Origin of the sequence: Peribacillus frigoritolerans (assembly GCF_001636405.1) — a bacterium.
In the GTDB taxonomy this organism is placed as follows: domain Bacteria; phylum Bacillota; class Bacilli; order Bacillales; family DSM-1321; genus Peribacillus; species Peribacillus frigoritolerans.
In genome coordinates this window covers 2,310,775-2,336,343 of record NZ_KV440950.1, presented here as the reverse complement: position 1 = coordinate 2,336,343, position 25,569 = coordinate 2,310,775, and the positions used below count along the sequence as shown (strand labels likewise).

The window sequence follows — 25,569 nt, the reverse complement described above, 5'->3', positions numbered from 1 at the left end:
ATTCACCCTTCTTTCACATATGAATTTGCCATACTCTCTGTTTGTTCCAAGATGGCCTTCACTCTTTCCAGTAGTTCATCATCCAACTTTGCCAGCTTCCGCATCGAGCGCTCTACGGATTGCCTGGCTTCCCTCAGGCACTTGTCCAATTGGGTGCGCACCTGTTCTTCCTTTTCCGAAATGGGAACATCCCCACCGATCGAGTCATCAAAAGGCATTTCCCTTAGGACATTAAAAACTATTGATTCCCCCGACTTCATATACCTTCTCTTCTCGGCATGCAACCGTTTTAAAAGCAGCAGATCTTCCGATATCTCTATCCAGGCAGGCTCATTATAGTAATCCGCAAGTTTCTGAATCAGCGAAGCCTCGATCGCTTTTATCGTCATTAAAAGCGTTGGTACATCTTGAATCGACCCTTGTTGGTATAGAATGATTTTATTATCATTTATTTTTTTTATCGCGCTTGAAAGGATACGGATCATATCAACATTACCTATACTGGCAAGCCCTTGATAATATAAGCCACTATAGTAATCACCGGCAAGCACTTGTAATTGACGATTTTTCAATACTTCGGGCGACTCGATTCCTTCACCCGAATTCGAGACGATTTCATGGGTATCCAGAGCTATTTGCACTAACATGGTTGAAATGATGTATTGATTCCGTTTTTCGCTTGTAACGTCCAAATCGTTAAACAATCCCCAAAGCAACATCAGTTTATCTTCGTCCAAGCTTGGCTTTTGTATATACTTCAACAAATATGGATGTTGAGCTTTCGTTTCTATTAATCGTTTTAATTGCCTTATGTCGTCCGTTATGTTTAACAATTGAGATCACCCTTGCATCCCCGAAAGATAATTTTTTTCATACATATTGGTTTCTGTCTGTGTAAAATACACATTATTATACCATAAAAACAATCAGATGAAATGGTCAACGTTTATAAAATGAAACTTCCAAAAACAAGGAAATCATCGACTTTTGCTCTTCAAAAAATGGATGCGGGAAATTTACAGCTTGTTAAACGCGATATCAGGTGATTGATTTATAATTAACCAAGCATTGAGAAACGATCATTTGTCAGGTGAATTCTTTTTCGAATCACTTTCTATCTCTCCGAATGGAGTATAAACCTTTGCATGGCCCCTGATTTTAATTGCCGAGGTATGCTCCGTGAATTGTGCGATCATCACCTCTCCTGAGTCCAGTTTTTCGGAGTGGTGAAACTTGGTGTCCGTTCCCCTTGTCAACCCGATGACATTCACACTATCCTCAATGGCTTTGATTACGACAAAATCATTCAGAATCTTTTTATCATTCATTTTTTCCTGCCCCCATATCCTTAGTCTTTAATGAATGCCAGTACTTCAGCTCTAGTACGGTGATCCTTCGCAAACGTTCCCCTTACAGCTGAAGTCACTGTTTTAGATCCGGGTTTTTTCACGCCTCGCATGGTCATGCACATATGTTCAGCCTCTACTACAACCATTACACCATGAGGCTCGAGCTTTTCCATTATCGAGTCTGCAACTGTAGATGTGATGCGCTCTTGAAGCTGCGGACGCTTCGATACAGCCTCAACCGCCCGTGCCAATTTGCTTAAACCAGTCACTTTTCCGTTTTTCGGAATATATGCTACATGGGCTTTCCCGTAAAAAGGGACTAAATGGTGTTCACATACCGAGTAAAACGGAATATCCTTTACAAGTACGAGTTCTTCATGGTCCTCCCCAAAAACAGTATCGAAATATTCCTTTGGATCCTGATTAAGTCCAGAAAAAATTTCTTCATACATTCTGGCTACACGAGCAGGAGTATCCAGCAGTCCTTCCCTCGTTGGGTCTTCCCCTACAGCCTCGAGAAGCATTTTAACCGCTTCTTCTAATTTGGCATGATCAACATTCGCCATTTTTTGTACCTCCTAAAAAATCAATAATATTATGTATTCAGATAAAAAAACCAAAGCGCGTTGCACCCGGAAATCCATAATTGCAATTATAAAGCGACCGATTACCCAAAGATTGAAGCCCTTTAAAGGCGGTTTCGGATGGGTATTTTCTTGTGACAGATTTACCATCTGAAGCGTATCTAAAATATTCACTGTCTTTTATATTATCACAGATGGAAATTAAGAAGCAAAAAAAGGACCGCGTTTTCACGCGGCCCTTTTCGGTTAAGCACCCGTATGTAATGGTAGAATTACTTCACTGCATCTTTCAGCGCTTTACCGGGTTTGAAAGCTGGCACTTTGCTAGCTGCAATTTCGATTTCGTCACCAGTTTGTGGGTTACGGCCTTTACGAGCCGCACGTTCACGAACTTCAAAGTTACCAAAACCGATCAATTGGACTTTATCACCGTTTTTTAGAGCTTCTAAGATTGTATCAAAAACAGCATCAACAGCTTTTGTAGCGTCTTTCTTAGAAATTTCAGTTGCTGTAACAACTTCATTAATTAATTCTGTTTTGTTCATGCCATTCACCTCCTCCCAAAAGGAATCTTTATAAAAAATCATTATTACAACACTATAATAGTGATTTGATATTAGGTTCGGTCAAAAAATTTTCATTCCCTGACAATCAAGGATTACCAAGCCGATTTAATTTCCAAATAATTCATTCAGAAATTTATAAATAGGTTGAAATCGCTGTTATAACGCGTTTTCTGTATGTAGATTATCACAAATCCTATAAGCTTAGCAAGGGAATTCAAAAAATAATGGGAATCTTTTCATCAATAATTGTATATATTATAAATTTTGTCTTTCGCTATTCATCATTTCCCTTTTTTATAGAAATTAAACTTATTATATTGCTGAAAATCGCTTAACCACAAGGTTTTTTCAAGATTATACTAAAGAACAGCAGATTAATTCAAATATTAGCGTTCATAAATGATATTTTTCTTTCGATCCTGCGGTTTCTTCCATGTAAAAAGACCAATCCATAAATGGAGTTGGTCCGGCCTTAAACGTTTTCTATAAGATGATGGCAATCAAACCGCCACTGCCCTCATTAATAATCCTCTCAAGTGTTTCTTTTAATTTATAGCGTGCATTGTCTGGCATCATCGCTAATTTCACCTGAATGCCTTCCCTTACGTAGGAACTTAGGCTTCTTCCAAAAATATCGGAGTTCCAAATGGAAAGTGGATTGTCTTCAAAATCCTGCATCAGATACCGTACTAATTCCTCACTTTGCTTTTCCGTACCGATGATTGGCGAGAATTCGGATTCGACATCGACCTTGATCATATGGATGGAAGGAGCTACAGCTTTTAGCCTGACACCGAACCTGGCTCCCTGGCGGATGATTTCCGGTTCATCAAGACTCATATCGTTAAGGGATGGGGCTGCGACACCATATCCAGTTTGTTTAACCATTCTCAAAGCATCGGCCACCTGATCATATTCTGCTTTCGCATACGCAAAGTCCTGCATCAATGATAACAGATGATCCTTGCCCCGAATCTCCACACCGACAATTTCCTTCAGAATATCATCATATAGTTCATCCGGGGCGTATAGGTCTATTTCTGCAACACCCTGCCCCATCTCAATGCCTGCAAGCGCTGCACGGTCAATGAACTCGAATTCATTGAAATGACCGACTACACGATCAACATCCCTCAGGCGCTTAATGTCCTTGACTGTCTCTTTAACCGCTTCCTGGTAACTTTCCCTTAACCAATGATCCTCACGCAGAACCATTACCCAGCTCGGGAGATTAACATTGACCTCGAGAACAGGAAATTCGTACAAGGCCTCGCGCAGTACGCTGTAAACATCCGATTCCCGCATTCCTTCGACACTCATGGCCAATACGGGGATATCATACTTTTCCTGCAAGGATTCCCTCAATGCTACCGTATTCGGGTGGTGAGGCTGAACGGAATTGACAATCATGATAAACGGCTTGCCAACCTCCTTCAATTCTTCGACGACCCTTTCCTCGGCCTCTAAATAATCACTTCGCGGGATTTCTCCTATCGAACCATCCGTCGTAACGACCACGCCTAATGTGGAATGATCCTGAATTACTTTACGAGTACCGATCTCGGCAGCTTCATTGAACGGAATCGGCTCTTCATACCAAGGCGTGTGAATCATGCGGGGACCATTTTCATCCTCATACCCTTTTGCCCCGGGTATTGTATAACCGACACAATCGACTAAACGGATGTTCACGTCGAGACCTTCAGCTACTTGAATCGATGCTGCCTGGTTCGGTACGAATTTGGGTTCCGTCGTCATGATCGTCTTTCCGGCAGCACTTTGAGGCAATTCATCCTGTGCCCTGGCACGGTCCGCCTCAGACGGTATATTCGGAATGACGACTAGCTCCATGAATTTTTTAATAAATGTGGATTTTCCAGTCCTGACGGCACCGACCACCCCCAAGTATATATCGCCACCGGTCCGTTCAGCTATATCTTTAAAAATATCTACCTTTTCCAAGGTATCCCCTCCCGAATTAGAGTTTTGGGATTTCGTTTATCCATTTGCATTTATTTAGGACAATATATATCTATGATGTTGTCCTAAAAATTTATTCCATTTATTTCCCTGGTTCAATCCCTTCCTCCACCAGAAATTTTTATATAAGGGTTGTTATTTTAAAAGTAAGATGAAATAAAGATAAAAGAAATAACCCTTCCCCTACAATATATTTTGCAGAAGAAGGGTTATGCCTATTTTGTAAGAAATATTGGAGTATTTGTTTTTTCATCAATTGTATATGGTAACGAATAGGCAGGGACGAACTCCGAACTCTGCACCAGCAGTTCCCGGATATCTTCACCTTGCTTGATTTTCCCCTCATTCTTCTTCAATGCCTCAAGTAAATCCGGGGTATAATCAACAAAAATGCTGCCTTGACCATCGACTACAAGGTATAAATCTTTTTGTGAAAATGGACTCGTGACCGTCGGAGCTTCCTTCAGGCCCATCTTTTCATAATCAAGCGTGAAGACATTATCGGATAACCTTTCCTTAAACGGCGGGTATCCGTTGCTTTGCTGATAGGCAGTCAATCTCAAGGAAACATCCTGAATCTTCTGCGCCATCCTGACATCCAACAGCTTTACAGTCGGATCTTTTTCAACATTAACGAGGATGTATTGAAAGACACCCCCTGATTCAAAGGCATTGTCCGGCGGTTCAGCCATATACCTCGGCGAAATCTTAGAAAATTTTATGACATATTTTTGATAAATCGGTGTCCCTGCATCTTTAGTAACTATCGGCAGTATGCCGCCTTCATCCTTCTGAAATTGATCCACTGCACTTTGGACGGATTGTATTTGTTCTTTATAAGGCTGTTGGTTTTGCATTTTTTGCTTCTCCGGATATAAGCAGCCGGATAATGATACAGAGATGCATAATAAACATAATATTTTGAAAAAATTTCTCATCATTTCTCCTCACCTATCAAGTGGTTGGCCCGCTAAGAACAACGATAAGGATGATCAAGCCGGCCAGAATCATAAGTATGTATGCGATAATTGCTGTCAAGACTCTCCAAAAACCTTTTAATTTATAGCGGCTTAAGTAGATTAGAAATATAGAGATAACCATAAAGCCCATAGCTATAAAGGATATCCACATTTTTTGCAGAGCAGGTGTCATATCTTCATCACTCCTTTTTCCAGAAATTATTATAACATACCAAATTACGTTAAAGGAATTAAATTGTCCAATCTGTGTAATTCCCGTTTTCATTACTCGTTCTCGTGAAAAAAAATTCTGAGATCCAGTTATATAACGAGAAATATCTAATTATTCCCTCCTCCAAGCAACAAAAAAACAGCGCAATGACTGTTTCAGTTTATAAACAAACTCGATAATAATTGAGTTTGTCGACAGTTTTTTAAGGTGTTTAAAATTTGACCGTTGATTGGAACGTAGGGTACTCGCTTTACCCGGAAGGTCCGCCCTAGGCTCTATTAGCGCCTGTGGGGTCTCTCTTGGCCCCGCTTTCCAGCAGGAGTCTCGTATGTTCCGTTCCAGTCAACCTTGTGTTAACAGGAAGATAAGCTCCTTATTTAAGGATGAATACTCGAGGTGGTGAGGATACCTTTGATCAGCTTGAAATGTTTACTTAGACCACCTCTTGCAGATTAGTAAAATGTAGGTTGCCATTCATGTAAAGAAGATGGCCACCTGGACTTGACGAAGGGGAGAAATGGTCGAAATAATGACCTTGGAGATTTCATCATTATCTAAAACTGCCACAAATTCAAAAAGGTTTCGGAATGATGCCATTCCGAAACCTTTTTATCTACAGTCTGAATCAGCCCAAAGGCTGTTTTTCTGCTTTTTTTAATTAAGATTGAAGAGTCGGCAAGACTTCTTTAAACGCTTTAATTACTGTATCGACTTCATCCAGCTTAATAGTCAATGATGGCTCGATCCTGATTGTTTTGGAATTAATAAGCGTACCTGCCACCAAGATGCCTTTATCAAAAAGGGCTTTTGAGAATTCATAACCCACTTCATCTTTATGGAACTCAATACCGATCATTAATCCTTGGCCGCGGATTTCCAGCACCTTATCTTTGTGCTCAGCAGCCACTTCCCTTAACCCATTTAAGAAGTATTCTCCAACTTCCGCAGCACGCTGCGGTAAGTTTTCTTCCAAAAGTACGTCGATCGTAGCGATGGCCGCAGCACAAGCTAATGGATTTCCACCAAATGTCGTAGTATGCATGAATGGATTGTCGAACCAGCTTTTAAATACTTTCTCATTGGCTACAACAGCGCCGGCAGGCATTACACCGCCACCAAATGCTTTCGCTAAACAAATAATGTCCGGAACAACATCATATAGCTCAGAAGCGAACATTTTACCTGTCCGTCCCATTCCTGTTTGCACTTCATCCAAGATCAATAACGCATCATATTCGTCACACAATGCCCGAACCTGCTTTAAATAATCTTGCGGAGGAAGAATGACCCCTCCTTCACCTTGAATAGGCTCCAACAGCACAGCAGCAACATCTTCACCGACCAATGCGCAACTTTCAAACGTTTTTCTCATCATATCCACATCACCGAATGGTACATGACGCACACCTGGTACCAACGGGATGAACGGTTTTCTGAACATGCCCTTTGCCGTTGCCGATAGGGAGCCAAGGCTTTTGCCATGGAATGATTTTGTCGTGGAAATGATCGTGTATTTGTCACTGTACATTTTAGCCAGCTTAAGTGCAGCCTCCACGCTCTCGGTACCGCTGTTCGTAAAGAACGAATATTTTAGATCTCCCGGCGTGATTTCGGCAAGAATCTTGGCAAGCATTGCACGTAATGGATCAAGCAAGTCCTGGCTATGAAGGGCTTGTCTTTGTAACTGATCGGTTACTGCCTTTACTACTTTAGGGTTACGATGGCCAACATTATAAATACCAAAGCCACCTAAACAATCAATATATTTTTTTCCATTTACATCCGTAAAACAGGAATCTTGATCAGACCACTCCACCGAAGCGAATTGTGTGTCTTTAGTGACCGTCTTCCGGTATTCCAAAAACCCAGGGTTTACATGGTTACGGAAATTCTCGACCGTTTCTCTTGTTACCCACTGTGCATCTTCTTTTGAAATTTCTTTTTGCTCGATTAATTGAAGCACCTTTTTAATATAATCTTGAGTTGCTGATTGGTTAGCTTGAGTGTTTTTACTTTCTACGTTAATTGACATTTTATAATCTCCTTTTTTTATAGTTTTAGTTGATGGGTTAATTAAGTTTGCTTTTTTTTATGAAACTTTGATGCTTACCTCCCTTTTTTCTTATACTTACTAATCAAGCAAGAACCATGCCAAGTTAATTAACCAATAAAAACGCATTTTTTTAAAAAAATCACTCTAAAACTATGCAAATATGCATATCGTTATTTCACTTTGCATAATCGAGTTTGGGAAATCATTGAAAAGCTTCGAAAATGCCTTCATAAAAATAAAAGCCGTTGACAAGTGATTTTCATCACTCGGCAACGGCTTTTAATCAAAATGCATCATTTTCGATTTTCTTACTTTGTTCAGCTAACACTTTTTGATACTTCCTGCTCACTGACGATTGACTTATCCCAAGCGCTTTAGCCGCTTTGGTCGTGGTTTTATACTGTTTCATGGCAAGCATGATCAATTGTTCTTCCACATGATCCTGCGCTTCCTGCAGCGGAAGGATTCTCGTAATGATGGGTTTCGTTTGTTTAAAGTCACTGCCCACAGGTATGAACCTTTGAATGAAGTCAGCATCGATCATCTCTTCATCTGCAGAAACAACCAATCTTTCAATCATGTTCTGCAACTCACGAATGTTTCCCGGCCAAGTATAGACTTCCAGTATATTTAATGCATCGGGGGAAAAGTGATAATTCCGCTGATACCTTTCATTCAGTTTTTGCAGGAAATGAAAGGCTAGCGGCGGTATATCCTCCGGCCTTTCCCTTAATGGGGGCACATGTATGGGTATGACGTTCAACCGATAGAATAAATCTTCCCGGAACGTGCCCATCTCGACCATTTTTTCCAGACTCTTATTCGTGGCCGCAACAATTTGAACATCAATGGAAATGGGTGTAGTGCTGCCAATCGGAATCACTTCCTGTTCCTGGAGTACCCGCAGCAGCTTGACTTGCAGATGTATGGGCATGTCACCAACTTCATCCAGGAATAAAACACCTTTATTAGCCTGCTGAAAGTATCCTACCTTCCCATTTTTATCCGCTCCTGTAAAGGAACCCTTCGTATAACCAAACAATTCACTTTCGAGAAGGTTTTCCGGAATCGCCCCACAATTTATCTTCAGGAAAGGCTGTTTAGATCGCCTGCCCATTTTATGAATGGCTTCAGCTATCACTTCTTTACCTACTCCCGACTCCCCATTGATTAATACAGTAGATGAAAAATGGGCGATTTTCTTGACTTGGCTGATTATCTGCTCCATTTTAGGACTTGCAAAAACCAACTCTTTATAAAATTGATCCTGTTTTTTGAAAGAGTCCAGTTCTTTCCTCATTTCATTTAATTCCGATTTCAATTGTGTCGTTTCCGTTATATCCCTTGATGCAATGACTATTCGATCTATTTCCCCTTTTTCATTGAACACAGGGGTGCCGACGGAAAGGACTTTCTTATTCATTTTCGTATCTTGGACAATCGATACTTTCTTTTTTTGTTCAAGGACTAACCGGGTTACCGAAGGATTAAAAATCCCTTCATCTTCTAATTGCAAGAGATTCTTCCCGATATAATCTTTTAAGTCCTTCCCCCAGAATCCCGAGATGATGCTGTCACTATAGCGCAGCAGCTCTCCTTTTTGATTGACTACAAGTATTTCATCATAGATATTCGCTAAAATGGCATTCAAATCTTTATTCGAGCTTTTTATCAATTCTATTTCCATGGCCATTTCCTCAACCATCGGTAAATCCTGAACGATGATGATCAGGCCCTCGACTTCTTTTTCATGGTTCAGAATCGGGCTATAGTCGACAAGCACACTCATGACATCAGTAATCTCCAACTGATTCAGAATACTGCTCCCGCTGGAAAACACGCTATGTATATGCTGCTTATTGAAGATGTTCGCAGCAGGTTCATTAAGGACTTGTTCAGAAGGTTTTTTTATCATCTTCAAGCCTGATTCATTGAAGTTCACGATATTCTTTTCTTTATCAGCCACAAATATCCCCATAGGAATGGAGGTTAATATAACATTTAGCAGGTCTAAATTTTGTTTGCTGTCCTGCTTGAATAATTCAGCTAATACATCTTCCCTTTTTACATAACCGGTTAGCAGGCCATCATCCGTTTTTATCAGTACGATAGGCTCACCGATAATTTGAAACAAATGCGGCAAGGAAATGTTAGGGTGCAATTTACAGACATTATCAATCGAAAAAGCATACTGTAAAAGCTGATCGACTGTCGTTATTTTTTCATTTAACGGGAGGTCATCCATGCGGATATACGCAAACACTTGATTTTCCTTCATAAGAAAGAAGAAAGGTTCCTGTATCTCATGAATATTTTGGTCTGAAAATGTAGGCTGATCAATTGTTATAGTTATGAATGGTCTAATTTTATCATCCGGAATAGATAACACAGTTTCACTCTCCTTTTGTAACCTAACCTATATTTTATCACAATTCCGAATTGCAAGATAAAAAATAAGAGGCACCATTACTCATATCCAGCATTTACCTTTACTCATCCCACGACAAAAGGGTCCTTAAACGGACCCTTTTGACCTAAAAACCTGATATGCAGCTTAGACTTATTTTATAAAGGACCGTCCACCTTATCTTATACATTCCAATCATGTTTGAATTTTGCTTATTCCTGTTTGTTATGATTCATGGATGGCGTCCCTCGCTAGGGCTTTTTATACAGATAGGACAGCTCCCTCCATACCGTCATTACGGCTTCATACCTGTTTGCAACATTATAAGGAACCAAGGGTAAAATATATGCTTCCAATGCTTCTGCCCCCGTCACTATTCCTTATTCATCCCCCTACATAATTTCCCAGATAAATAAATACCATCAAAAGCAAGGCGACGAACATTAGTACAGCATTGCATTCGCACCCATTTTCCCAACCATAATACGGAAACCGTCACAATAATCAGTAAATTCAATGCTTATGGAAAGGTCAGTACAAAAGGAAATATATTAAAAGCAATATAATTGAAATGAATAATTAATCCATCAGTGTCGACTAACCTGCAAAAACAGGCATATGTATGAATGGACTTTTGCATATAAACCTACACCGAACCTGCCGAAGGAATGACTTTGCCAACATTACATAACCGTACGCCGGGAAAAGCATTACCATGAAAGCTCCCGGGCACCATACTAAGCGACATATTCTTGCCCTAAGCGCTGGATACATGTTGCTAACGCCATGAACGGAATAGACAACAAGCAATAGCATTAATGACCTCTTCATTTCTCATCAGCATATAACACCCTCCCTCGTGTAATGAAACAGTAGAATACATTCACTGTGCTTTTTCAAATTGGAATAGCGGAGGGGATTCCGTAAACCATTTTGTCCGATATAGAAGATAACCAATCCCAATTACCGCCCAGACTATTCCTAAAATCAAGGAACTCATCTCGAGATTAAGCCAAAGGATGAAGACCGAAGCCGCGCCTAAAACCGGGGACAGAATAGTTGAAAGAAATCCTTTAATCGTTCTGAAGCTTTTGTTTCTTATCGAATGGACGATTACACAAATATTCACGAAGGTAAAAGCGATTAATGCCCCAAAGTTTATGAGGGAAGTGGCCGTAACCAAATCAAGGAATAAGGCAACCAGTGATATCGACCCGACAAAGATGACATTAAAAAATGGCGTGTTGTATTTGGGGTGGATAAACCCAAATAGTTTTTTCGGAATCATTTGGTCACGCCCCATGACATATAGCAACCTAGAAACACTAGCGTGAGATGCAAGACCGGAGGCAAGGGTACCGCATAAGGTTCCTGCAAGAAAGAATGCCTGAAATAACTTCCCGCCCACGAAAAGGGCAATTTCCGGAGAAGCTGCTTCAGGATCGCTAAAACGGGAAACATCCGGGAAAAATAACTGTGTAAAGAATGATGCCGTCACGAATAAAACTCCTCCGATCAGGGCAGTCAAAAAGATGGCCCGGGGAACCGTTTTGGATGGATTCGGCGTTTCTTCCGATAAAGTAGTGACTGCGTCAAACCCCAAAAAAGAAAAACAAAGGATTGTAGCACCAGTTATGAGCGTCGAGATCTCCATATGGGGCCCGATGAATGGCTGAACCGACAAGACCTCTCCAGTCCCTTCTCCACCCATGACTCCTTTAACGACAAGTGCCCCAAAAATGACGATGACCAACATTTGAAAAAAAACAAGGAAGCTATTAAAGTTGGCCGCAAAATTAACATTGAATAAGTTAATGACCGTCATTAAAAGGACAAATGCCACCACCCATATCCACGGGTATACTTCCGGAAAAAGAGCAGTTAAGTATATTTTTGTCAAAATGCCGTTCACCATCGGTAAAAATAAATAGTCAAGTAACGAAGACCACCCGACGAGGAAGCCTAAATGCGGACTGATCGTTTTTTGTGTGTACGTATAGGATGAACCTGCCTGCGGATATATTTTAACCATTTTTCCATAACTGGCTGCTGTAAACAACATTGCCAAAAGAGCAATGATATAAGCGGTCGGCACATGCCCCCCGGTTTTTTCGGAAACTATCCCGAATGTATCAAAAACAACCATCGGCGTCATATATCCAACACCGAGCAATACGATATGCCACAAGTTTAATGACCTTTTCAGATTACCTGTTTGCATGTATCATTCCCCTTCCTTTTATGCGAGAAAAGTTAAGACAAACTTTTCTGGCCTCCCTTATAAATTGTTGGTCATATTACACTTCGCAATTTTCATACCAAAAAAAAGGGTCGATTTTTAACAAAAAACAAGGAAATATGTAGAATGATTTATGCAAATCTGAATAATCTATTCAATTATTCATAAATAGAAGATTTTTTGCCCATAAAAAAAAGCAGAAGATATTTAGATATCTTCTGCTCATTTGACTAAATCCCCCGTGCCGAGGTCAAATTACTAGTTTACTTTCGTTGCATTGTATGCTGATACACGGCAAGGCGCATCATCAAATGCCTAATTTAATGAAATTCTTTTATGAAAATCAACAGATTGGAGATTAATCCTGCTGCCTGCTATCCAATATGTTAAAAAGTTCTTCCATCTCATTCGTTTTTGAACGATTCATCAAAAGGTCAACTGCCTTTTTCACTTCTTCCCCATTGAATAAAACATCGTACAAGGCTTCGGTGATCGGCATATTCACTTCGTACTTTTGGGCTAGTTGATAGGCGGCTTTAGTGGTTCTGACGCCTTCAACGACCATCCCCATGTTTTCCAAAACTTCTTCAAGCTTTTGCCCTTTACCAAGCATATTCCCAGCTCTCCAATTACGGGAATGAACGCTTGTACAAGTGACGATCAAGTCGCCAATCCCAGCTAAACCTGAAAACGTTAGTGGGTTAGCCCCCATGGCCACCCCTAGACGGGATATTTCAGCCAACCCTCGAGTCATTAATGCAGCCTTGGCATTATCCCCATAGCCTAAACCATCCGTGATGCCGGCAGCCAAAGCGATGATGTTCTTTAAAGCCCCTCCGATTTCAACACCAATCAAGTCCGGATTCGTATATACACGGAAATTATTATTGATAAAGATGTCCTGAACCCTTTCGGCAGCTTTCATATTCTTTGAAGAAACGGCAACTGTTGTCGGGTGACGTAAACTGACTTCTTCCGCATGGCTCGGTCCTGAAAGAACCACTATATCCTTAAGCCATTCTGACGAAGAGACTTCTTCAATCATTTCCGATATACGAAGCAGGGAATCAGGTTCAATTCCCTTACTCACATGAACGATTGTCAACGGTTTATCATGAGCCTCTTCAATCTGGCCAAGCACTTCCCGATAGGCTTTTGTCGGAACAGCCAAGATTATTATTTCAATCCCGGCCAATGCTTCCTTAATGGAAGAATAACCTTTAATCCCCAAAGGCAATTCAATCCCAGGCAAGTATTTTTCATTCGTATGATTTTGATTGATTTCATCGATTTGTTTCTGGTTATGTCCCCATAATCTCACTTCATGCTGGTTATCAGCGATTACAAGCGCTAAAGCAGTCCCCCAGCTCCCAGCTCCAATCACTGCGATACTTTCTTTTTCTTTTACCACGGTATAACCACCTTTACTATTTTCTCTGGCGTCCAAAAATTCGTATTGGTGTTCCTTCAAAACCAAAGGCATCCCTAATTCGATTTTCTAAAAATCTCTCATATGAGAAATGCAATAACTCAGGATCGTTAACGAATACGACGAAAGTTGGCGGCTTGATGGCTACCTGTGTCGTATAGTAAATTTTCAAACGGTTGCCATTATGAGTCGGTGTCGGATTCATTGCCACGGCATCCATTACCACTTCATTCAATACATTTGTCTGAACCCGGATAGCATGATTCTCACTAGCCTGATCAATGACCGGTATTAAGGTATGTGTCCGTTTTTTCGTTAAGGCAGAAAGATAAATGATTGGCGCATAATCCAAGAACAGGAAATGAGCACGGATCTTTTCCTCAAAATCCTTCATCGTTTTTTCATCTTTCTCGATGGCATCCCACTTATTGACGACGATGATGACCGCCCTACCCGCTTCATGGGCATATCCCGCAATTTTCTTATCCTGCTCACGAATTCCTTCTTCAGCGTTCAGGACTACAAGAACAACGTCTGAACGTTCAATTGCCCTTAATGCACGAAGTACGCTATATTTTTCCGTACTTTCATACACCTTGCCTTTTTTCCGCATCCCTGCTGTATCAATAATGACATACTCTTTGCCATTATACTTATATGGAGAGTCAATCGCGTCACGAGTCGTACCTTCAATATCACTGACAATGACGCGTTCTTCACCTAACAATGCATTGACCAGAGAAGATTTACCTACGTTCGGTCTTCCAATCAAACTGAATTTAATGACATCATCAGCATAATCCGGGCCGTCAAATTTAGGGAAATGTTTAGCCGCTTCATCCAGAAGGTCACCAAGACCAAGTCCATGAGACCCGGAGATCGGGAATGGATCGCCAAAACCTAACGCATAGAAATCATAAATTTGATCTTTCATTTCTGGATTATCGACTTTATTTACTGCAAGGACAACCGGCTTTCTTGATTTATAGAGTATCTTTGCGACCTCTTCATCAGCAGCCGTTACACCTTCACGACCATTCGTCATAAAAATTATCACATCAGCTTCGTCAATGGCAATTTCAGCCTGCTGGCGAATTTGTTCTAGGAACGGCTCGTCACCGATATCAATTCCACCTGTATCAATAATGTTGAAATCATGTGTCAACCATTCACCCGAACTATAAATCCTGTCCCGGGTCACTCCTGGAACGTCTTCAACAATCGAAACCCGTTCCCCAACTATTCTATTAAAGATTGTCGATTTTCCCACGTTCGGACGACCGACTATCGCAATTACCGGTTTTGGCATTGCTATTCACCCTTTCTGCTACTATATCTCTGTCAAAGTCACGAAATTCATGAATGCATTTATTACGGTTGCTTTGCATTATTGATTTTCATAATTCCCTTTTAAAGGAAAAGGTTGTATTCATCATCATTTAAAGGAATCTTTCATCAGTAAGGATAATCCCAACTGATGTTCAGTTAAACTCATCAGGTATTCACGGGCGGTTTGTCCACTTGACGCCCCGGTTCCTTAGGTGACATGAAGCTGAACCCTCTGCATGCTAAAACTTGATTCTAAACAGCCCAAAAAAATGAAGAAAGCTTCGGCATACGGCTTCCTTTTTAATTGTTTAGAGCATTTTACGATTTATCTACAGACCTCTAACTATCCTATAGTAACAAATTTCTCGCCAATCAACAATGATTGTATGAATAAAAGCCTTCCAATTCCAATTGGTTCCATTTATATTTCTGCCTTTTGATAAAACAGCTAATACCCCATATTAATTTTCTCCATACTCATTGATTAAAATTCTCTTTTCCTTGTTTTGATAAAAATCTCGAATGGGAAATTGTATAAATGTATTGGCCAACCAGTTCCAACATTCTCCACAGTATGTTTGCTCCCAATACCAGCACGGCATTATCATGCCATGCGTAAGCAAGGGCCACATAAGGTAAAGAGTGGTAAGCAAGTAATCCGGAATATATGATATCTCCCAGCAGCATCCCAATTAAAAGGACGAACAATCGATGTTTCCAATTTTTAAAAAGTAATAATATAAGATAATTCAGGAAAATACACAAAAGATAAGAGGGTTTCATTATGAGCCATATCGGATCAAGTAAAGAAAAAAGTTGAAAACTCGCATAAGCGAGAGTGATAATAAGACTTCCGCTGATCAGTTCCATCATCTTGATGATTGTTTTCTTCCTAATATACACACACAGAATAAAGAAAAGATACGGTCCGCTCAAATGCACGGAAACCAACGGAGCCTCCAGTTTAAAGCCCGCTAATACCATTACGGCTAATAGATGAAAAAGAAAATCAAAACGAAAGGGAACCGTTTTCGGAATAAAATACATGACAATGACCCAAACTATCCATGAAATCCAATAAAATATAATTCCATCCATGCAGCGTCCCCCCTTTTAGGAACATTATGGGTTGTTTATTCAAAGTATAAACGTTAAGCACGGCATTTAATGAGGAAACGTTACCCCATTCATTAAAAAAGGAGGTGTGAACATGGGAAAAGATCGACAAGAGAAGAAATTAAGAGAAAGTAAACGGGTGGAGTCCGACAGGGACCAATCACTGGGTCATAAAGGGGCAACAAGAATGGAAAGCCCAGAAGAGGCACGAAAAAGGAATAGTTAAGTCTATCCATGAACAAAAAGGAAGCATCTCAATCGTTTCAATGAGATGCTTCCTTTTTGTGGTCATTCATTTAGCATACGCGGAACAATCAATGCCTCTTTGAGATAACCAATGATAGGTATTTCCTTTGATGACTAATTTCGATTTTCTTAGCTCTGAGATATTACCGCATCCGAGTGCTGTCATGATGACCTTTAAATCTTCATGTATGTAATGTATTTCTTTAATTAAATGCTCCAAGCCCGACTCTTTATAGAGCTTGAGGAAATGTCCAGCCAATCCGACACCTTTCGCTCCTAGCGCCAGGCTTTTTGTAATTTCCAAAGGGCTTTGAATGCCACCCGACCCAATGACTGAAAGCTGCGGTGAAACATTCACTGCTTCGACAATCGAAGCGGCTGTCGGTATGCCCCATTCATTAAAATATCCGAGTATTTTTGCTCGTCTTTCATTCTCGATTTTAGCAAAATTCGTTCCGCCAAACCCGCCTACATCAATGATTGAAACACCTACGGAATGTAATTGCCGCACCGTTTCCATACTCATCCCAAATCCAACTTCTTTTACGATGACAGGAATTCCGATCGTTTTATTGATTTTTTCTATTCTCGAAAGGGTACCCGCAAAATCCCTGTCCCCTTCAGGCATCGTCAATTCTTGGATGACGTTAATATGTATTTGAAGGGCATCGGCCCCGATCATTTCGCTTGCCCGCTTAGCCTGTTCGACTGTTGCTTCACCACCGAGATTACCAATCAACACACCATCAGGATTTTCCTTCCTTACAACTTTGAAAGAAGCTTGCTGGCTAGGATCCTTGATGGCTGCCATTTGCGATCCTACCGCCATGGCGATTCCCGTTTCCCTTGCAGCAATGGCTAGGTCACCATTCAATTTTTCCGTTTCAGGGCCTCCGCCTCCGGTCATGGCATTTATAAAAATTGGCGAACTTAATTCAAGTTCGCCAACTTCTGCTGTGAGGTTTACATTATTCAAGGAAATACCTGGTAAGCTTTGGTGAATAAACGAAATATCTTCTAGTCCGGTTTGATGCTGCTGTCCTGTCTTAAGCGCAAATTCTATATGATCTAATTTTCGTTGTTTTCTCTCCAAGGCCATCACCATTATTATCTTATTTTAGTTTTTTCAATTGATCACCGATCATTTCACCTAACTGAAAACCCTTCGATTCTTCAGGCATCTCATAATCTGATGTGTTGTAATTGGATTGGGGTTCTTCTAGTTCCTTGATGCTCAATGATAAACGCTGATCCGTTTCATTGACTTCCAGCACTTTCACTTCGACAGACTGGCCTTCTTTAAGTACTTCTTGCGGTGTGGCAATATGCTTGTGTGAAATTTGTGATATATGGACAAGCCCTTCTACGCCTGGAAAAATTTCCACGAATGCACCAAAAGAAACAAGGCGTTTGACGATACCTTCCAGTGTAGAGCCTTTGGCAGCTTTTTCTGCTATTCCTGCCCAAGGTCCAGGAAGGGTATCCTTGATGGAAAGTGAAATCCTTTCATTATCACGATCGATGGATAGCACTTTCACCTGCACCTTATCCCCTTCAGACACGACATCGGATGCCTTGTCGACATGCTGATGGGAAAGCTGGGAAATGTGGACAAGGCCGTCTACGCCACCAATATCCACGAACGCACCAAAATCGGTAATCCTTTGGACCACACCCTCAAGCACTTGCCCGCTTTCAATCTTATCCAAGACGTTTGCTTTTTGCTTTTCCTTTTGGTCCTGGACCACTGCCCGATGTGAGAGGATTAAGCGATTTTTGTCTTTCTCAAGTTCAACGATCTTGAATGTTAAAGTTTTGTTTTTGTAATCAGAAAAGTCTTCAACGAAATAGTCTTCTACTAGAGAAGCTGGAACAAAACCACGTACGCCTAGATCTACGACAAGCCCGCCTTTGACGACATCTTTAACTTCAGCCTCAAATACGTCTCCATTTTCAAATTTCAATTCCAGGTCATCCCATGCCTTAAGAGCGTCAATTTTACGTTTTGATAGAATGAGAGCTTCTTCTTCGACTTTAATGACTTCCAGCTCCAATGCATCACCTTCCGAAACGGCATCTGACGCCTTTTCGACATGCAGGCTTGAAAGCTCACTGATAGGTATGATTCCATCAGTCTTGCTGTTTTCCACATCGACAATGACCTGTTTTTCTTCTACCTTTGAAACGGTTGCTTTAACTTGATCCCCAACTTTGTAATTGTTCACTTCTACTTGGTTCATATCTTCTGTCATTACTAACTCCTCCTTAACCCATGACTGATCAGCAAATTTCCTCTTCATCGGCCACATATTTTATTTAAAGTGGTTCAATAAAAACACTTTCCCAATAAAGATAAAAACAGTTTTTTTTAGAGTAATAAAGTTATAATTCCTTTTCATCGGCAATAAGGAACAATACCCTTATTTTATAAATTCTAACAAAATCAGAAAATTGTCAAGTATGAAGGACTATTTATGCTCGGAAATCAATTTCCCAATATGCTCCATGATGATCTTGGTGGCTTCATCGGCTGATATTTTCTGTTCACGATATTCGGTAAAATTTATTGGAGGACCGTAAACGACCTTCAATGGACGTAAAAATTTATATGGGCCGATGATTGCACACGGTATGATAACGGCATCAGACCGCAACGCAAAAAATCCGGCCCCCGCCAAACCTTCTCCCAATTGACCAGTCTTGCTTCTGGTTCCCTCGGGAAACAGACCAATCGCCTTGCCCTCCTTCAAAAGCTTTAAGCCTTTCCTAAGGGATTCCCGATCGCTATTGCCGCGTTTCACGGGAAATGCATTTACTCTTGGTAATATACCCTTTAAAACAGGTGCATGAAACAACTCTTCTTTCGCCATGAAATGAATATCCCTTGGAGACGTCATGCCAACTACTGGCGGATCCAAATTATCAATGTGATTGGCACAGATCAATACCCCGCCCTCTTTAGGGATATGTTCCTTTCCGAGTGCTTTAACCCTAAACGAAGGCGTTAAAACGCCTTTTACGATGTTCTTGGCAAATGTGTAAAAATCCAATGTCATCTTTTCCTCTCTTCTATTAAAGACATGATACTTTCTGCAACTTCCTGAATCGATAATGAGGTCGTATCGATTTCGATAGCATCCGCTGCCTTTTTCAATGGCGATACCTCGCGTTCGGAGTCCAGCTTGTCCCTTGTTGCGATTTCTTCCCTTAATTTTTCGATATCTGATGGAAAACCTTTCAATATATTTTCCTGATGCCTCCGCTGTGCCCTTTCATCCACAGAAGCGATTAGAAATACCTTTACTTCGGCGTTTGGTAACACATGCGTACCGATGTCCCTGCCATCCATGACGACACCGCCATTTTCACCTAAGATTTGCTGCCTGCGAACCAATTCCTCCCGGATGCTCCGGTGCTTGGCCACTTCCGAAACGGAACCAGTCACTTCATTGTTCCTGATTTGGGCTGTCACGTCCTCGTTATCCAAGAAAACCAACTGCCCATTTTCACTTGGTCTTAATTCGATTTCCGTATTGATGAGAACTTCTGATAATGCTTGTTCATCACCAAGAAGTATCTTTTGATTAAGGGCCTTATAGGTAATGGCCCTATACATTGCCCCTGTATCCACATATATGTAATTGAACTTTTCTGCAACAATTTTAGCAACCGTGCTTTTTCCAGCAGCAGCTGGTCCATCGATTGCGACTGATAATTTTTTTTTCATAAATCCTCCCAAGAATCCTACAATCATGCTGATTATTTAGTACCTTTTCATTTTATCACAACTAGCGGGAAAATCATTAATAAAAGGGATGTGTACGTTTAAAATCACCTTTGTTCTTTTTTTGATCCCAACAGCCATCAAAAGTTATCCTTTTACTGAATATCTTCTTACAAAAAAAAGCGGGTATCACCGCTTTTACTTATGGGGCCCATTGAATGTTTCAATGATTTTCGTATAATTATTGCTGGTGACACCTTCATACCTCGAGAGCTTGGTCAAATCAAAGATTTGATCCTCCCTGCTCAAAAGGAATTGGAAAAAAAATAAGCAGGCCAATTGGATGATGATCACTTTAATTAATAGTCTTTCAAATGTTTTCATATAAGCCGCCGCACCCTCCATCCGTTTATATTAGCAGTATGGATGGAATCGCTGTTTTTCATTCAATCAAGTTAAACATGCAAACCTTTTTTCTTTAAATCCACCCGCTTTTCAAATATAAACCTCATTAATGTCTGAATATCATTTTTTGAAGGTTCAAAAAATTGGACGTGCAGCAGCATATTTCCATGCTCTTTTCCGTTACGCGAATGACTTTGCTTTTTAACCTTAAATAATGAAACTCACCTGATTTCAACGTAAGCGGCATCCACAGGTATAATTGCGAAAACGATTGAATTGCAGTGCCTATTAAAAGCCTTATGGAAGCTCCTCCAGCGCTGATATCCTCCGTTAATGTGCGAAAAGGGGTAAACTCGGAATGTTCTGGATAAATCGCCGTATCCAAGGTTACATCCAGGCGTACGAGTTTGCCTCCACTGGATTTTAACAAACGTTTCTGCTTCGGGCAGCAATAGTTGCATCATGGGTATTCTACCTTTCACTTTTCCAGGCACTTCAGACTCGAATACATAAACAGCCTGCTTTTCATTGGAAAATGTGACATTGAACTGTGTCCCATCCATAAGCAATGCAATTTTCCCAGTCTCTACATCGATGGGAAAGTCCGTATAGAAACAACCCGTTCCCATTTCTACAACCATTCAATTGAACTTTTCCTTCTGTGGTATGTATTTCGGTTCGAGCATTGATATATCACCAAATTTTAAACATCGTCGTCCACGTCCTTTTCGATAGGAGGAAACCACATAATATCCCTACGAAATTCCCCATATAATCCAATAATCATGAAGTTATTATGTCATAAGAAAAAGGGAAAGTGACTAAGCACATTTCCCTACACCTTATGATTGGCGATTGTTTTAAATTAAATTCTCATATACCGGTTCGGAATTCTTTAGTTTTTCCACCTTTTCTTCTTGACCGGTATCTGCATTAATGAAAATTCGGTAGGTATCGTCTTTAATCGTACCGAGAAATTCATAACAAAGAACTTCTTCACCAATATCATTGGTGATTAACGCCTTTCCTTCTTCCATTATTTTTACGTTGCTGTTGATTTTGTCCTTTGCTTCTTTCTCGGATATGTTCGGATTACCCACTTCCCTGGTTTTATGTGATTTTAAATACTCATCAGCTGAAAAACCTATAACGGATCCATCATCCAATGCGATTTTGACCTTGACTGAATCTGGGTAAATCTTGACTCCATTTTCTGATGTTACGAAATTCAATAATGCGATATTATCGTATTGAGCACTTTCAAATAATTCAAGTGAACTGAAATCATGTTCCTTTAAAAAAGCTTCGGCTTTTGTATGGGCTTGATTCAAATCAATATTTGTTTTGTTCACATCTCTATTATTGATATACCAAATAGGGTAACCGCCTTTTTTTGTCAAATCCATATTCAATTCAGTATCTGAATCTTTATCGAGGATGCTCACACTATAAAATCCATAATCGGAACCTTTTCCGTTTTCTTCCACATTCACCTTCAAATTTTTGCTTTTTGAGTGTGCATAGTTTTTTGCTGTCGCGATTGCTTCTTCTTTCGTAATGGTTTCACCTTGCAAATTTTTAAAATTTTCATCCCTCTGTTGTGCAGAAGTAAAAGTCGGGTTCATCTCATTTGTTTCCCCGTACCCAGATACTTTTTTCTCTACCGTCTTTAATCCGTCAATGATCGTGTTATCCGAATTTTCTTTCCCTGATGCAAGAGCCATCTCGACATCCATCCATCTTAAATTGTTTTTAAGGACTAGATACTGCACTTTCCTTAACTCGCCCTGGATGTCTCCTGCCTGTGTGTACAAGGATTGCAGTGTCGCATATTCCTTATCATCCAATGGTTCTTTTTCAAGGTCCCGTACCGCCGTTTTATAACTGAAGTCCGCAATTTTCGATAAAAATTCCTCTGTCTTGTTAAAAGGAAGCAAGGTCAATGGCAACTGCCCGACATCACTCTGGGCTTCGGAAGTGATACGCCAAACATCTGTTAACGCCGGACTTAATGAATAACGTGAATTCATGGCCAAAGTACTGCCGACCTTATCGTGCAATAAATCCACTTGATAGCTTAAATCATGAAAGGCACGCTGATACGTATTTTCCGCGTTGATTAATACAGCATTTTTTTCCTTATGTTCTTGATAACCCCAGAATGCAGTTCCCGCAACAACTACAACAAGCAGGGCAATCACTATATTCCTGATCATTTTCCTTCACCTCTTTACTTACAAAAGATATGTTTTCCGATTCTTTTAATTTGTTCCCTTGACCAGATCCATTTACTTGTTGCCGTATCGGGATTAAAGTAATATTCTGCATTACCGCTTGGATCCCACCCATTGATAGCATCCACCACGGCTTCCTTTGCCCTTTCGTTCGGTGTAAGCCAAATCTGTCCATCCGCAACAGCCGTAAACGCCCCAGGTTCAAAAATCACTCCCGAAATGGTATTAGGAAATGCAGCACTTTCCACCCTATTCAGGATTACAGCTGCAACGGCAACCTGACCTGTATATGGCTCCCCTCGCGCCTCTCCATAAACGGCATTGGCCATCAGCTGTATATCGTTTTGAGAATAACCACCTGGAAGATTGGCAGATGTCGTTGGTTTGGAAGGGGCCTTTCCGGTTGCGGTCCCTCCAGTTCCATTCCCTTTCGCTTTTACCTGTTTTTCAATGGGGACTCCCCCAAAATAGGTGAACTCGTTTCCTTTATTGATTTGCTCATGAATCCATGCTTTATTGAAATTGGACGCATTCGCTAACTTCTGTTTTGTTGTAGTCCCTGCTAAACCATCGATTGGCAGCCCGAAATCTTGTTGAAAGTTTCGAAGTGCCCAATAAGTGCCCCATCCATAGGCTCCATCAATCTTTCCCTTATAGTAACCGATGTTTTGCAGGCGTGCCTGCAGTTCAATTACATCATCTCCAACCGCACCTTTTTGAATGATTTGGCTCGAAAAGGCATTTGTTCTTGTTTCCGGGTAAATTCCGAAACATATAGTTATACACGAAAACAGCAAAAGCCATTTCCATTTTGACGAAATTCCTTTCATCAAAAACACTCCTCTTTTTCTTGAATTAATGTAATTCTATTTTCTTCTTTACTGGCTTTTTTATTCCAAACATAAAAAAAACGGAGCGGGCAAAATATGCCAGCACTCCGTTTTTTGATAGTATTCGTCATTTGCTAAGGTAGTGATTCTGTGATAGTTTTTCTGCGTGAAAGTCAGACAACAAACGTGCTTTCTTTACTTTTTTCATGCCTAACCACCATAGATAAATCATGAATGGCATAATAAAGTACACCCAAAATTTTTGGGAAACCAAAATATAATCGTAAACCCCATGTAACGAAATTGGTATGATCAATGCCAATAATAAATAGACCCTATTATTCGAAGCCGAAAATTTCGCCTTGCCCAAATAATATCCCATGATCACACCGAACAAAGCGTGACTGGATACTGGGAGAACCGCCCTGAGAAAAGCGTGTTCCACCCCGTTGGCCAGCAGGTACAAAATATTCTCCATTGTGGCGAATCCAAGGGAGACTGCAGCTCCGTAAACAATCCCATCATATGGCTCATCGAATGCCACATGCTGATAAATAACGTAAATGAGTATGAACCACTTGAAGAATTCCTCAAGCAGTGCAGCCCATAAAAAAGCATTTGCTAAATCCGTATTCAAGATATGTTCGGTTTCGAGCACATACTGTATGAACATAATCGGCAATACAAGAAAAACACCGAATATAAATGTTTTGACCACAACCGATATCGGTTCTGTCTCATATTGATCTTTCAAATAGAAATAGCTCAGTAGCGCCAATCCTGGCGCAATAGCCGCTGACAACATGACCAGCATTAGCTGACCCTCTTTTCATCTTCGTTTCCTTAATCGTACCATGGAATGAAGAAAAACTGAATCCAAGAATCAACTCTTCCATACTTTATTTAATCCTTCAGTACTTAAAGAAGGTCTCATCTATAGGGTTTTCGCTTGCCAGCATGACAGCTAACTTGATTCGTGCCTTCTTGCTGTCATAATCAGCGCCTAAAATCACACCGCGTTGTTTTAGATCAAATGCGCTGCCTTCATAATCATAAGCTGGGTACACTTTTCCTTCTTCTGCACTTGTAGTCATGATGATCGTTATTCCTTTATCGATTGCAGCTTGTATGGAGGTTACCATTACAGGGGTGACTTGTCCCCTTCCTACACCCTCGAGCACGATGCCTTTCGCACCGTTTGCAACCGCAGCATCAATAAAGAGGCCGTCAGCTCCTGTATGGCACTTGATGATATCGACCCTTGGGATGAGATTCTGAATATCAAAACACTCCCTATGTAAAGGTTTTTGATAGATGCTCACGACATCATTATCAATTATCCCCAAATATCCATAGCCAAAAGATTCGAATCCCTGTAAATTGGAAGCATGAACTTTTTTGACATACTTTGCTGAATAGATCCGCTCATTAAAAATGACCACTACCCCAACATCCCTAATAAGATCACTTGCAGCGCATAATATCGAATTCCTTAGATTGGAATATACATCGGTGCCCACTTCTTGAGGAGAACGTTGGGAGCCGGTTAATACGATTGGACGTTGGTCATTACTCGTGACATCAAGGAAATATGCCGTTTCTTCAAGTGTATCCGTACCGTGTGTCACGACGATCCCCGTAACTTCAGGATCCTCCAATTCCTTTTGTATGGCTGATTTAAGCTGCTGCATTTTCTCAAAGGACATGGACATGCTTGAAATCTGGAAAAGATCAACCACTTTAACTTCGATATCGCTGGGCAATTCGCAAAGAGAGGCCAACTCATGGCCTGTCAATGCACCAGATGCCAACATCCCATTCGCAGTTTCTTTACTGGCAATAGTCCCACCAGTCGTTATTAATGAAATTTTTTCCATACGGTCACAG

General features: G+C 40.6%; 24 protein-coding genes and 1 pseudogene. 1 reads left to right on the top strand and 24 read right to left on the bottom strand.

The genetic code is table 11. The features are described 5' to 3' along the window. Window positions 1-2 precede the first annotated feature (2 nt). From A6755_RS11405 to A6755_RS11345, 13 genes are all read right to left on the bottom strand, one after another. Window positions 3-833 carry a heptaprenyl diphosphate synthase component 1 gene (locus A6755_RS11405; protein WP_063590694.1) on the bottom strand — a complete coding sequence of 277 codons (831 nt, stop codon included), beginning with the start codon at window positions 831-833 and terminating at the stop codon, window positions 3-5. Window positions 834-1,079: 246 nt separating this feature from the next. Beyond that, on the bottom strand, window positions 1,080-1,328 hold the full coding sequence (gene mtrB / locus A6755_RS11400; protein WP_034308017.1) for a trp RNA-binding attenuation protein MtrB: 249 nt from the start codon (window positions 1,326-1,328) through the stop codon (window positions 1,080-1,082). A gap of 20 nt (window positions 1,329-1,348) precedes the next feature. Continuing rightward, window positions 1,349-1,915, bottom strand: a complete 567-nt coding sequence (gene folE, locus A6755_RS11395) for a GTP cyclohydrolase I FolE (RefSeq protein ID WP_034308020.1) — start codon at window positions 1,913-1,915, stop codon at window positions 1,349-1,351. A 290-nt stretch (window positions 1,916-2,205) separates the two neighbouring features. Further along, complete coding sequence (locus A6755_RS11390) at window positions 2,206-2,478, bottom strand: HU family DNA-binding protein (protein WP_034308023.1); 273 nt, start codon at window positions 2,476-2,478, stop codon at window positions 2,206-2,208. Window positions 2,479-2,982: 504 nt separating this feature from the next. Next, window positions 2,983-4,461, bottom strand: coding sequence for a stage IV sporulation protein A (gene spoIVA, locus A6755_RS11385; protein WP_034308024.1), 1,479 nt, complete (start codon window positions 4,459-4,461; stop codon window positions 2,983-2,985). A gap of 233 nt (window positions 4,462-4,694) precedes the next feature. After that, window positions 4,695-5,417, bottom strand: coding sequence for an LptM family lipoprotein (locus tag A6755_RS11380; protein WP_034308026.1), 723 nt, complete (start codon window positions 5,415-5,417; stop codon window positions 4,695-4,697). Between the two features lie 16 nt (window positions 5,418-5,433). Continuing rightward, window positions 5,434-5,631 (bottom strand): DUF2768 domain-containing protein, encoded by a 198-nt coding sequence (locus A6755_RS11375; protein WP_048681698.1) that lies wholly within the window; start codon window positions 5,629-5,631, stop codon window positions 5,434-5,436. A gap of 697 nt (window positions 5,632-6,328) precedes the next feature. Continuing rightward, on the bottom strand, window positions 6,329-7,702 hold the full coding sequence (locus tag A6755_RS11370) for a putrescine aminotransferase (RefSeq protein ID WP_048681701.1): 1,374 nt from the start codon (window positions 7,700-7,702) through the stop codon (window positions 6,329-6,331). 304 nt (window positions 7,703-8,006) lie between these two features. Next, window positions 8,007-10,112: a sigma 54-interacting transcriptional regulator gene (locus tag A6755_RS11365; RefSeq protein WP_063590693.1), complete on the bottom strand. Its 2,106-nt coding sequence runs from the start codon at window positions 10,110-10,112 to the stop codon at window positions 8,007-8,009. Window positions 10,113-11,013: 901 nt separating this feature from the next. Next, window positions 11,014-12,351, bottom strand: a complete 1,338-nt coding sequence (locus A6755_RS11360) for an APC family permease (RefSeq protein WP_063590692.1) — start codon at window positions 12,349-12,351, stop codon at window positions 11,014-11,016. Between the two features lie 376 nt (window positions 12,352-12,727). Continuing rightward, complete coding sequence (locus A6755_RS11355) at window positions 12,728-13,780, bottom strand: NAD(P)H-dependent glycerol-3-phosphate dehydrogenase (RefSeq protein WP_034308035.1); 1,053 nt, start codon at window positions 13,778-13,780, stop codon at window positions 12,728-12,730. Window positions 13,781-13,796: 16 nt separating this feature from the next. Continuing rightward, window positions 13,797-15,107: a ribosome biogenesis GTPase Der gene (der, locus tag A6755_RS11350; protein WP_034308039.1), complete on the bottom strand. Its 1,311-nt coding sequence runs from the start codon at window positions 15,105-15,107 to the stop codon at window positions 13,797-13,799. Between the two features lie 497 nt (window positions 15,108-15,604). Continuing rightward, window positions 15,605-16,225, bottom strand: a complete 621-nt coding sequence (locus tag A6755_RS11345; RefSeq protein ID WP_063590691.1) for a YphA family membrane protein — start codon at window positions 16,223-16,225, stop codon at window positions 15,605-15,607. 112 nt (window positions 16,226-16,337) lie between these two features. Between A6755_RS11345 and A6755_RS25705 the strand changes: the two genes are divergently transcribed. After that, window positions 16,338-16,469 carry a YpzI family protein gene (locus tag A6755_RS25705; RefSeq protein WP_065311210.1) on the top strand — a complete coding sequence of 44 codons (132 nt, stop codon included), beginning with the start codon at window positions 16,338-16,340 and terminating at the stop codon, window positions 16,467-16,469. 66 nt (window positions 16,470-16,535) lie between these two features. Here the strand turns inward: A6755_RS25705 and fni are convergent, their stop codons facing one another. From fni to A6755_RS11295, 11 genes and pseudogenes are all read right to left on the bottom strand, one after another. Then, complete coding sequence (gene fni, locus A6755_RS11340; protein WP_034311292.1) at window positions 16,536-17,582, bottom strand: type 2 isopentenyl-diphosphate Delta-isomerase; 1,047 nt, start codon at window positions 17,580-17,582, stop codon at window positions 16,536-16,538. A 19-nt stretch (window positions 17,583-17,601) separates the two neighbouring features. After that, a complete protein-coding gene (gene rpsA, locus A6755_RS11335; protein ID WP_053535602.1) occupies window positions 17,602-18,741 on the bottom strand; it encodes a 30S ribosomal protein S1 in 1,140 nt (379 codons plus the stop codon). A 216-nt stretch (window positions 18,742-18,957) separates the two neighbouring features. After that, window positions 18,958-19,545, bottom strand: coding sequence for a lysophospholipid acyltransferase family protein (locus A6755_RS11330; protein ID WP_170956575.1), 588 nt, complete (start codon window positions 19,543-19,545; stop codon window positions 18,958-18,960). Then, a complete protein-coding gene (gene cmk / locus A6755_RS11325) occupies window positions 19,542-20,216 on the bottom strand; it encodes a (d)CMP kinase (RefSeq protein WP_034308047.1) in 675 nt (224 codons plus the stop codon). The genes A6755_RS11330 and cmk overlap by 4 nt, the downstream gene beginning before the upstream one ends. 195 nt (window positions 20,217-20,411) lie before the next feature. Then, on the bottom strand, window positions 20,412-20,597 hold the full coding sequence (locus tag A6755_RS11320; RefSeq protein WP_034308049.1) for a YpfB family protein: 186 nt from the start codon (window positions 20,595-20,597) through the stop codon (window positions 20,412-20,414). Between the two features lie 127 nt (window positions 20,598-20,724). Beyond that, entirely contained in the window at window positions 20,725-21,003 is a 279-nt protein-coding gene (locus A6755_RS28235; protein WP_377307289.1) for a PilZ domain-containing protein, read from the bottom strand. A 73-nt stretch (window positions 21,004-21,076) separates the two neighbouring features. Continuing rightward, window positions 21,077-21,247, bottom strand: a pseudogene (locus A6755_RS28230) (flagellar brake domain-containing protein); the annotation flags it as partial. Between the two features lie 231 nt (window positions 21,248-21,478). After that, window positions 21,479-22,834: a germination protein YpeB gene (gene ypeB / locus A6755_RS11310; protein WP_034308052.1), complete on the bottom strand. Its 1,356-nt coding sequence runs from the start codon at window positions 22,832-22,834 to the stop codon at window positions 21,479-21,481. 14 nt (window positions 22,835-22,848) lie between these two features. Then, complete coding sequence (sleB, locus tag A6755_RS11305; RefSeq protein ID WP_377307351.1) at window positions 22,849-23,673, bottom strand: spore cortex-lytic enzyme; 825 nt, start codon at window positions 23,671-23,673, stop codon at window positions 22,849-22,851. A 136-nt stretch (window positions 23,674-23,809) separates the two neighbouring features. Further along, entirely contained in the window at window positions 23,810-24,496 is a 687-nt protein-coding gene (gene prsW / locus A6755_RS11300; protein WP_034308057.1) for a glutamic-type intramembrane protease PrsW, read from the bottom strand. A gap of 97 nt (window positions 24,497-24,593) precedes the next feature. Further along, window positions 24,594-25,559, bottom strand: coding sequence for an asparaginase (locus tag A6755_RS11295; RefSeq protein WP_034308060.1), 966 nt, complete (start codon window positions 25,557-25,559; stop codon window positions 24,594-24,596). Window positions 25,560-25,569 lie beyond the last annotated feature (10 nt).

What these genes read in the sequence shown, in the direction of transcription:
- A6755_RS11345 (WP_063590691.1), bottom strand. Translation starts at nt 16,225, where the DNA reads ATGGATGGAATTATATTTTATTGGATTTCATGGATAGTTTGGGTCATT.
- A6755_RS25705 (WP_065311210.1), top strand. Translation starts at nt 16,338, where the DNA reads ATGGGAAAAGATCGACAAGAGAAGAAATTAAGAGAAAGTAAACGGGTG.
- folE (WP_034308020.1), bottom strand. Translation starts at nt 1,915, where the DNA reads ATGGCGAATGTTGATCATGCCAAATTAGAAGAAGCGGTTAAAATGCTT.
- A6755_RS11380 (WP_034308026.1), bottom strand. Translation starts at nt 5,417, where the DNA reads ATGAGAAATTTTTTCAAAATATTATGTTTATTATGCATCTCTGTATCA.
- prsW (WP_034308057.1), bottom strand. Translation starts at nt 24,496, where the DNA reads ATGCTGGTCATGTTGTCAGCGGCTATTGCGCCAGGATTGGCGCTACTG.
- ypeB (WP_034308052.1), bottom strand. Translation starts at nt 22,834, where the DNA reads ATGATCAGGAATATAGTGATTGCCCTGCTTGTTGTAGTTGTTGCGGGA.
- cmk (WP_034308047.1), bottom strand. Translation starts at nt 20,216, where the DNA reads ATGAAAAAAAAATTATCAGTCGCAATCGATGGACCAGCTGCTGCTGGA.
- A6755_RS11370 (WP_048681701.1), bottom strand. Translation starts at nt 7,702, where the DNA reads ATGTCAATTAACGTAGAAAGTAAAAACACTCAAGCTAACCAATCAGCA.
- A6755_RS11390 (WP_034308023.1), bottom strand. Translation starts at nt 2,478, where the DNA reads ATGAACAAAACAGAATTAATTAATGAAGTTGTTACAGCAACTGAAATT.
- der (WP_034308039.1), bottom strand. Translation starts at nt 15,107, where the DNA reads ATGCCAAAACCGGTAATTGCGATAGTCGGTCGTCCGAACGTGGGAAAA.
- A6755_RS11330 (WP_170956575.1), bottom strand. Translation starts at nt 19,545, where the DNA reads ATGACATTGGATTTTTACACATTTGCCAAGAACATCGTAAAAGGCGTT.
- rpsA (WP_053535602.1), bottom strand. Translation starts at nt 18,741, where the DNA reads ATGACAGAAGATATGAACCAAGTAGAAGTGAACAATTACAAAGTTGGG.
- A6755_RS11320 (WP_034308049.1), bottom strand. Translation starts at nt 20,597, where the DNA reads ATGAAAACATTTGAAAGACTATTAATTAAAGTGATCATCATCCAATTG.
- A6755_RS11360 (WP_063590692.1), bottom strand. Translation starts at nt 12,351, where the DNA reads ATGCAAACAGGTAATCTGAAAAGGTCATTAAACTTGTGGCATATCGTA.
- A6755_RS11295 (WP_034308060.1), bottom strand. Translation starts at nt 25,559, where the DNA reads ATGGAAAAAATTTCATTAATAACGACTGGTGGGACTATTGCCAGTAAA.
- mtrB (WP_034308017.1), bottom strand. Translation starts at nt 1,328, where the DNA reads ATGAATGATAAAAAGATTCTGAATGATTTTGTCGTAATCAAAGCCATT.
- A6755_RS11375 (WP_048681698.1), bottom strand. Translation starts at nt 5,631, where the DNA reads ATGACACCTGCTCTGCAAAAAATGTGGATATCCTTTATAGCTATGGGC.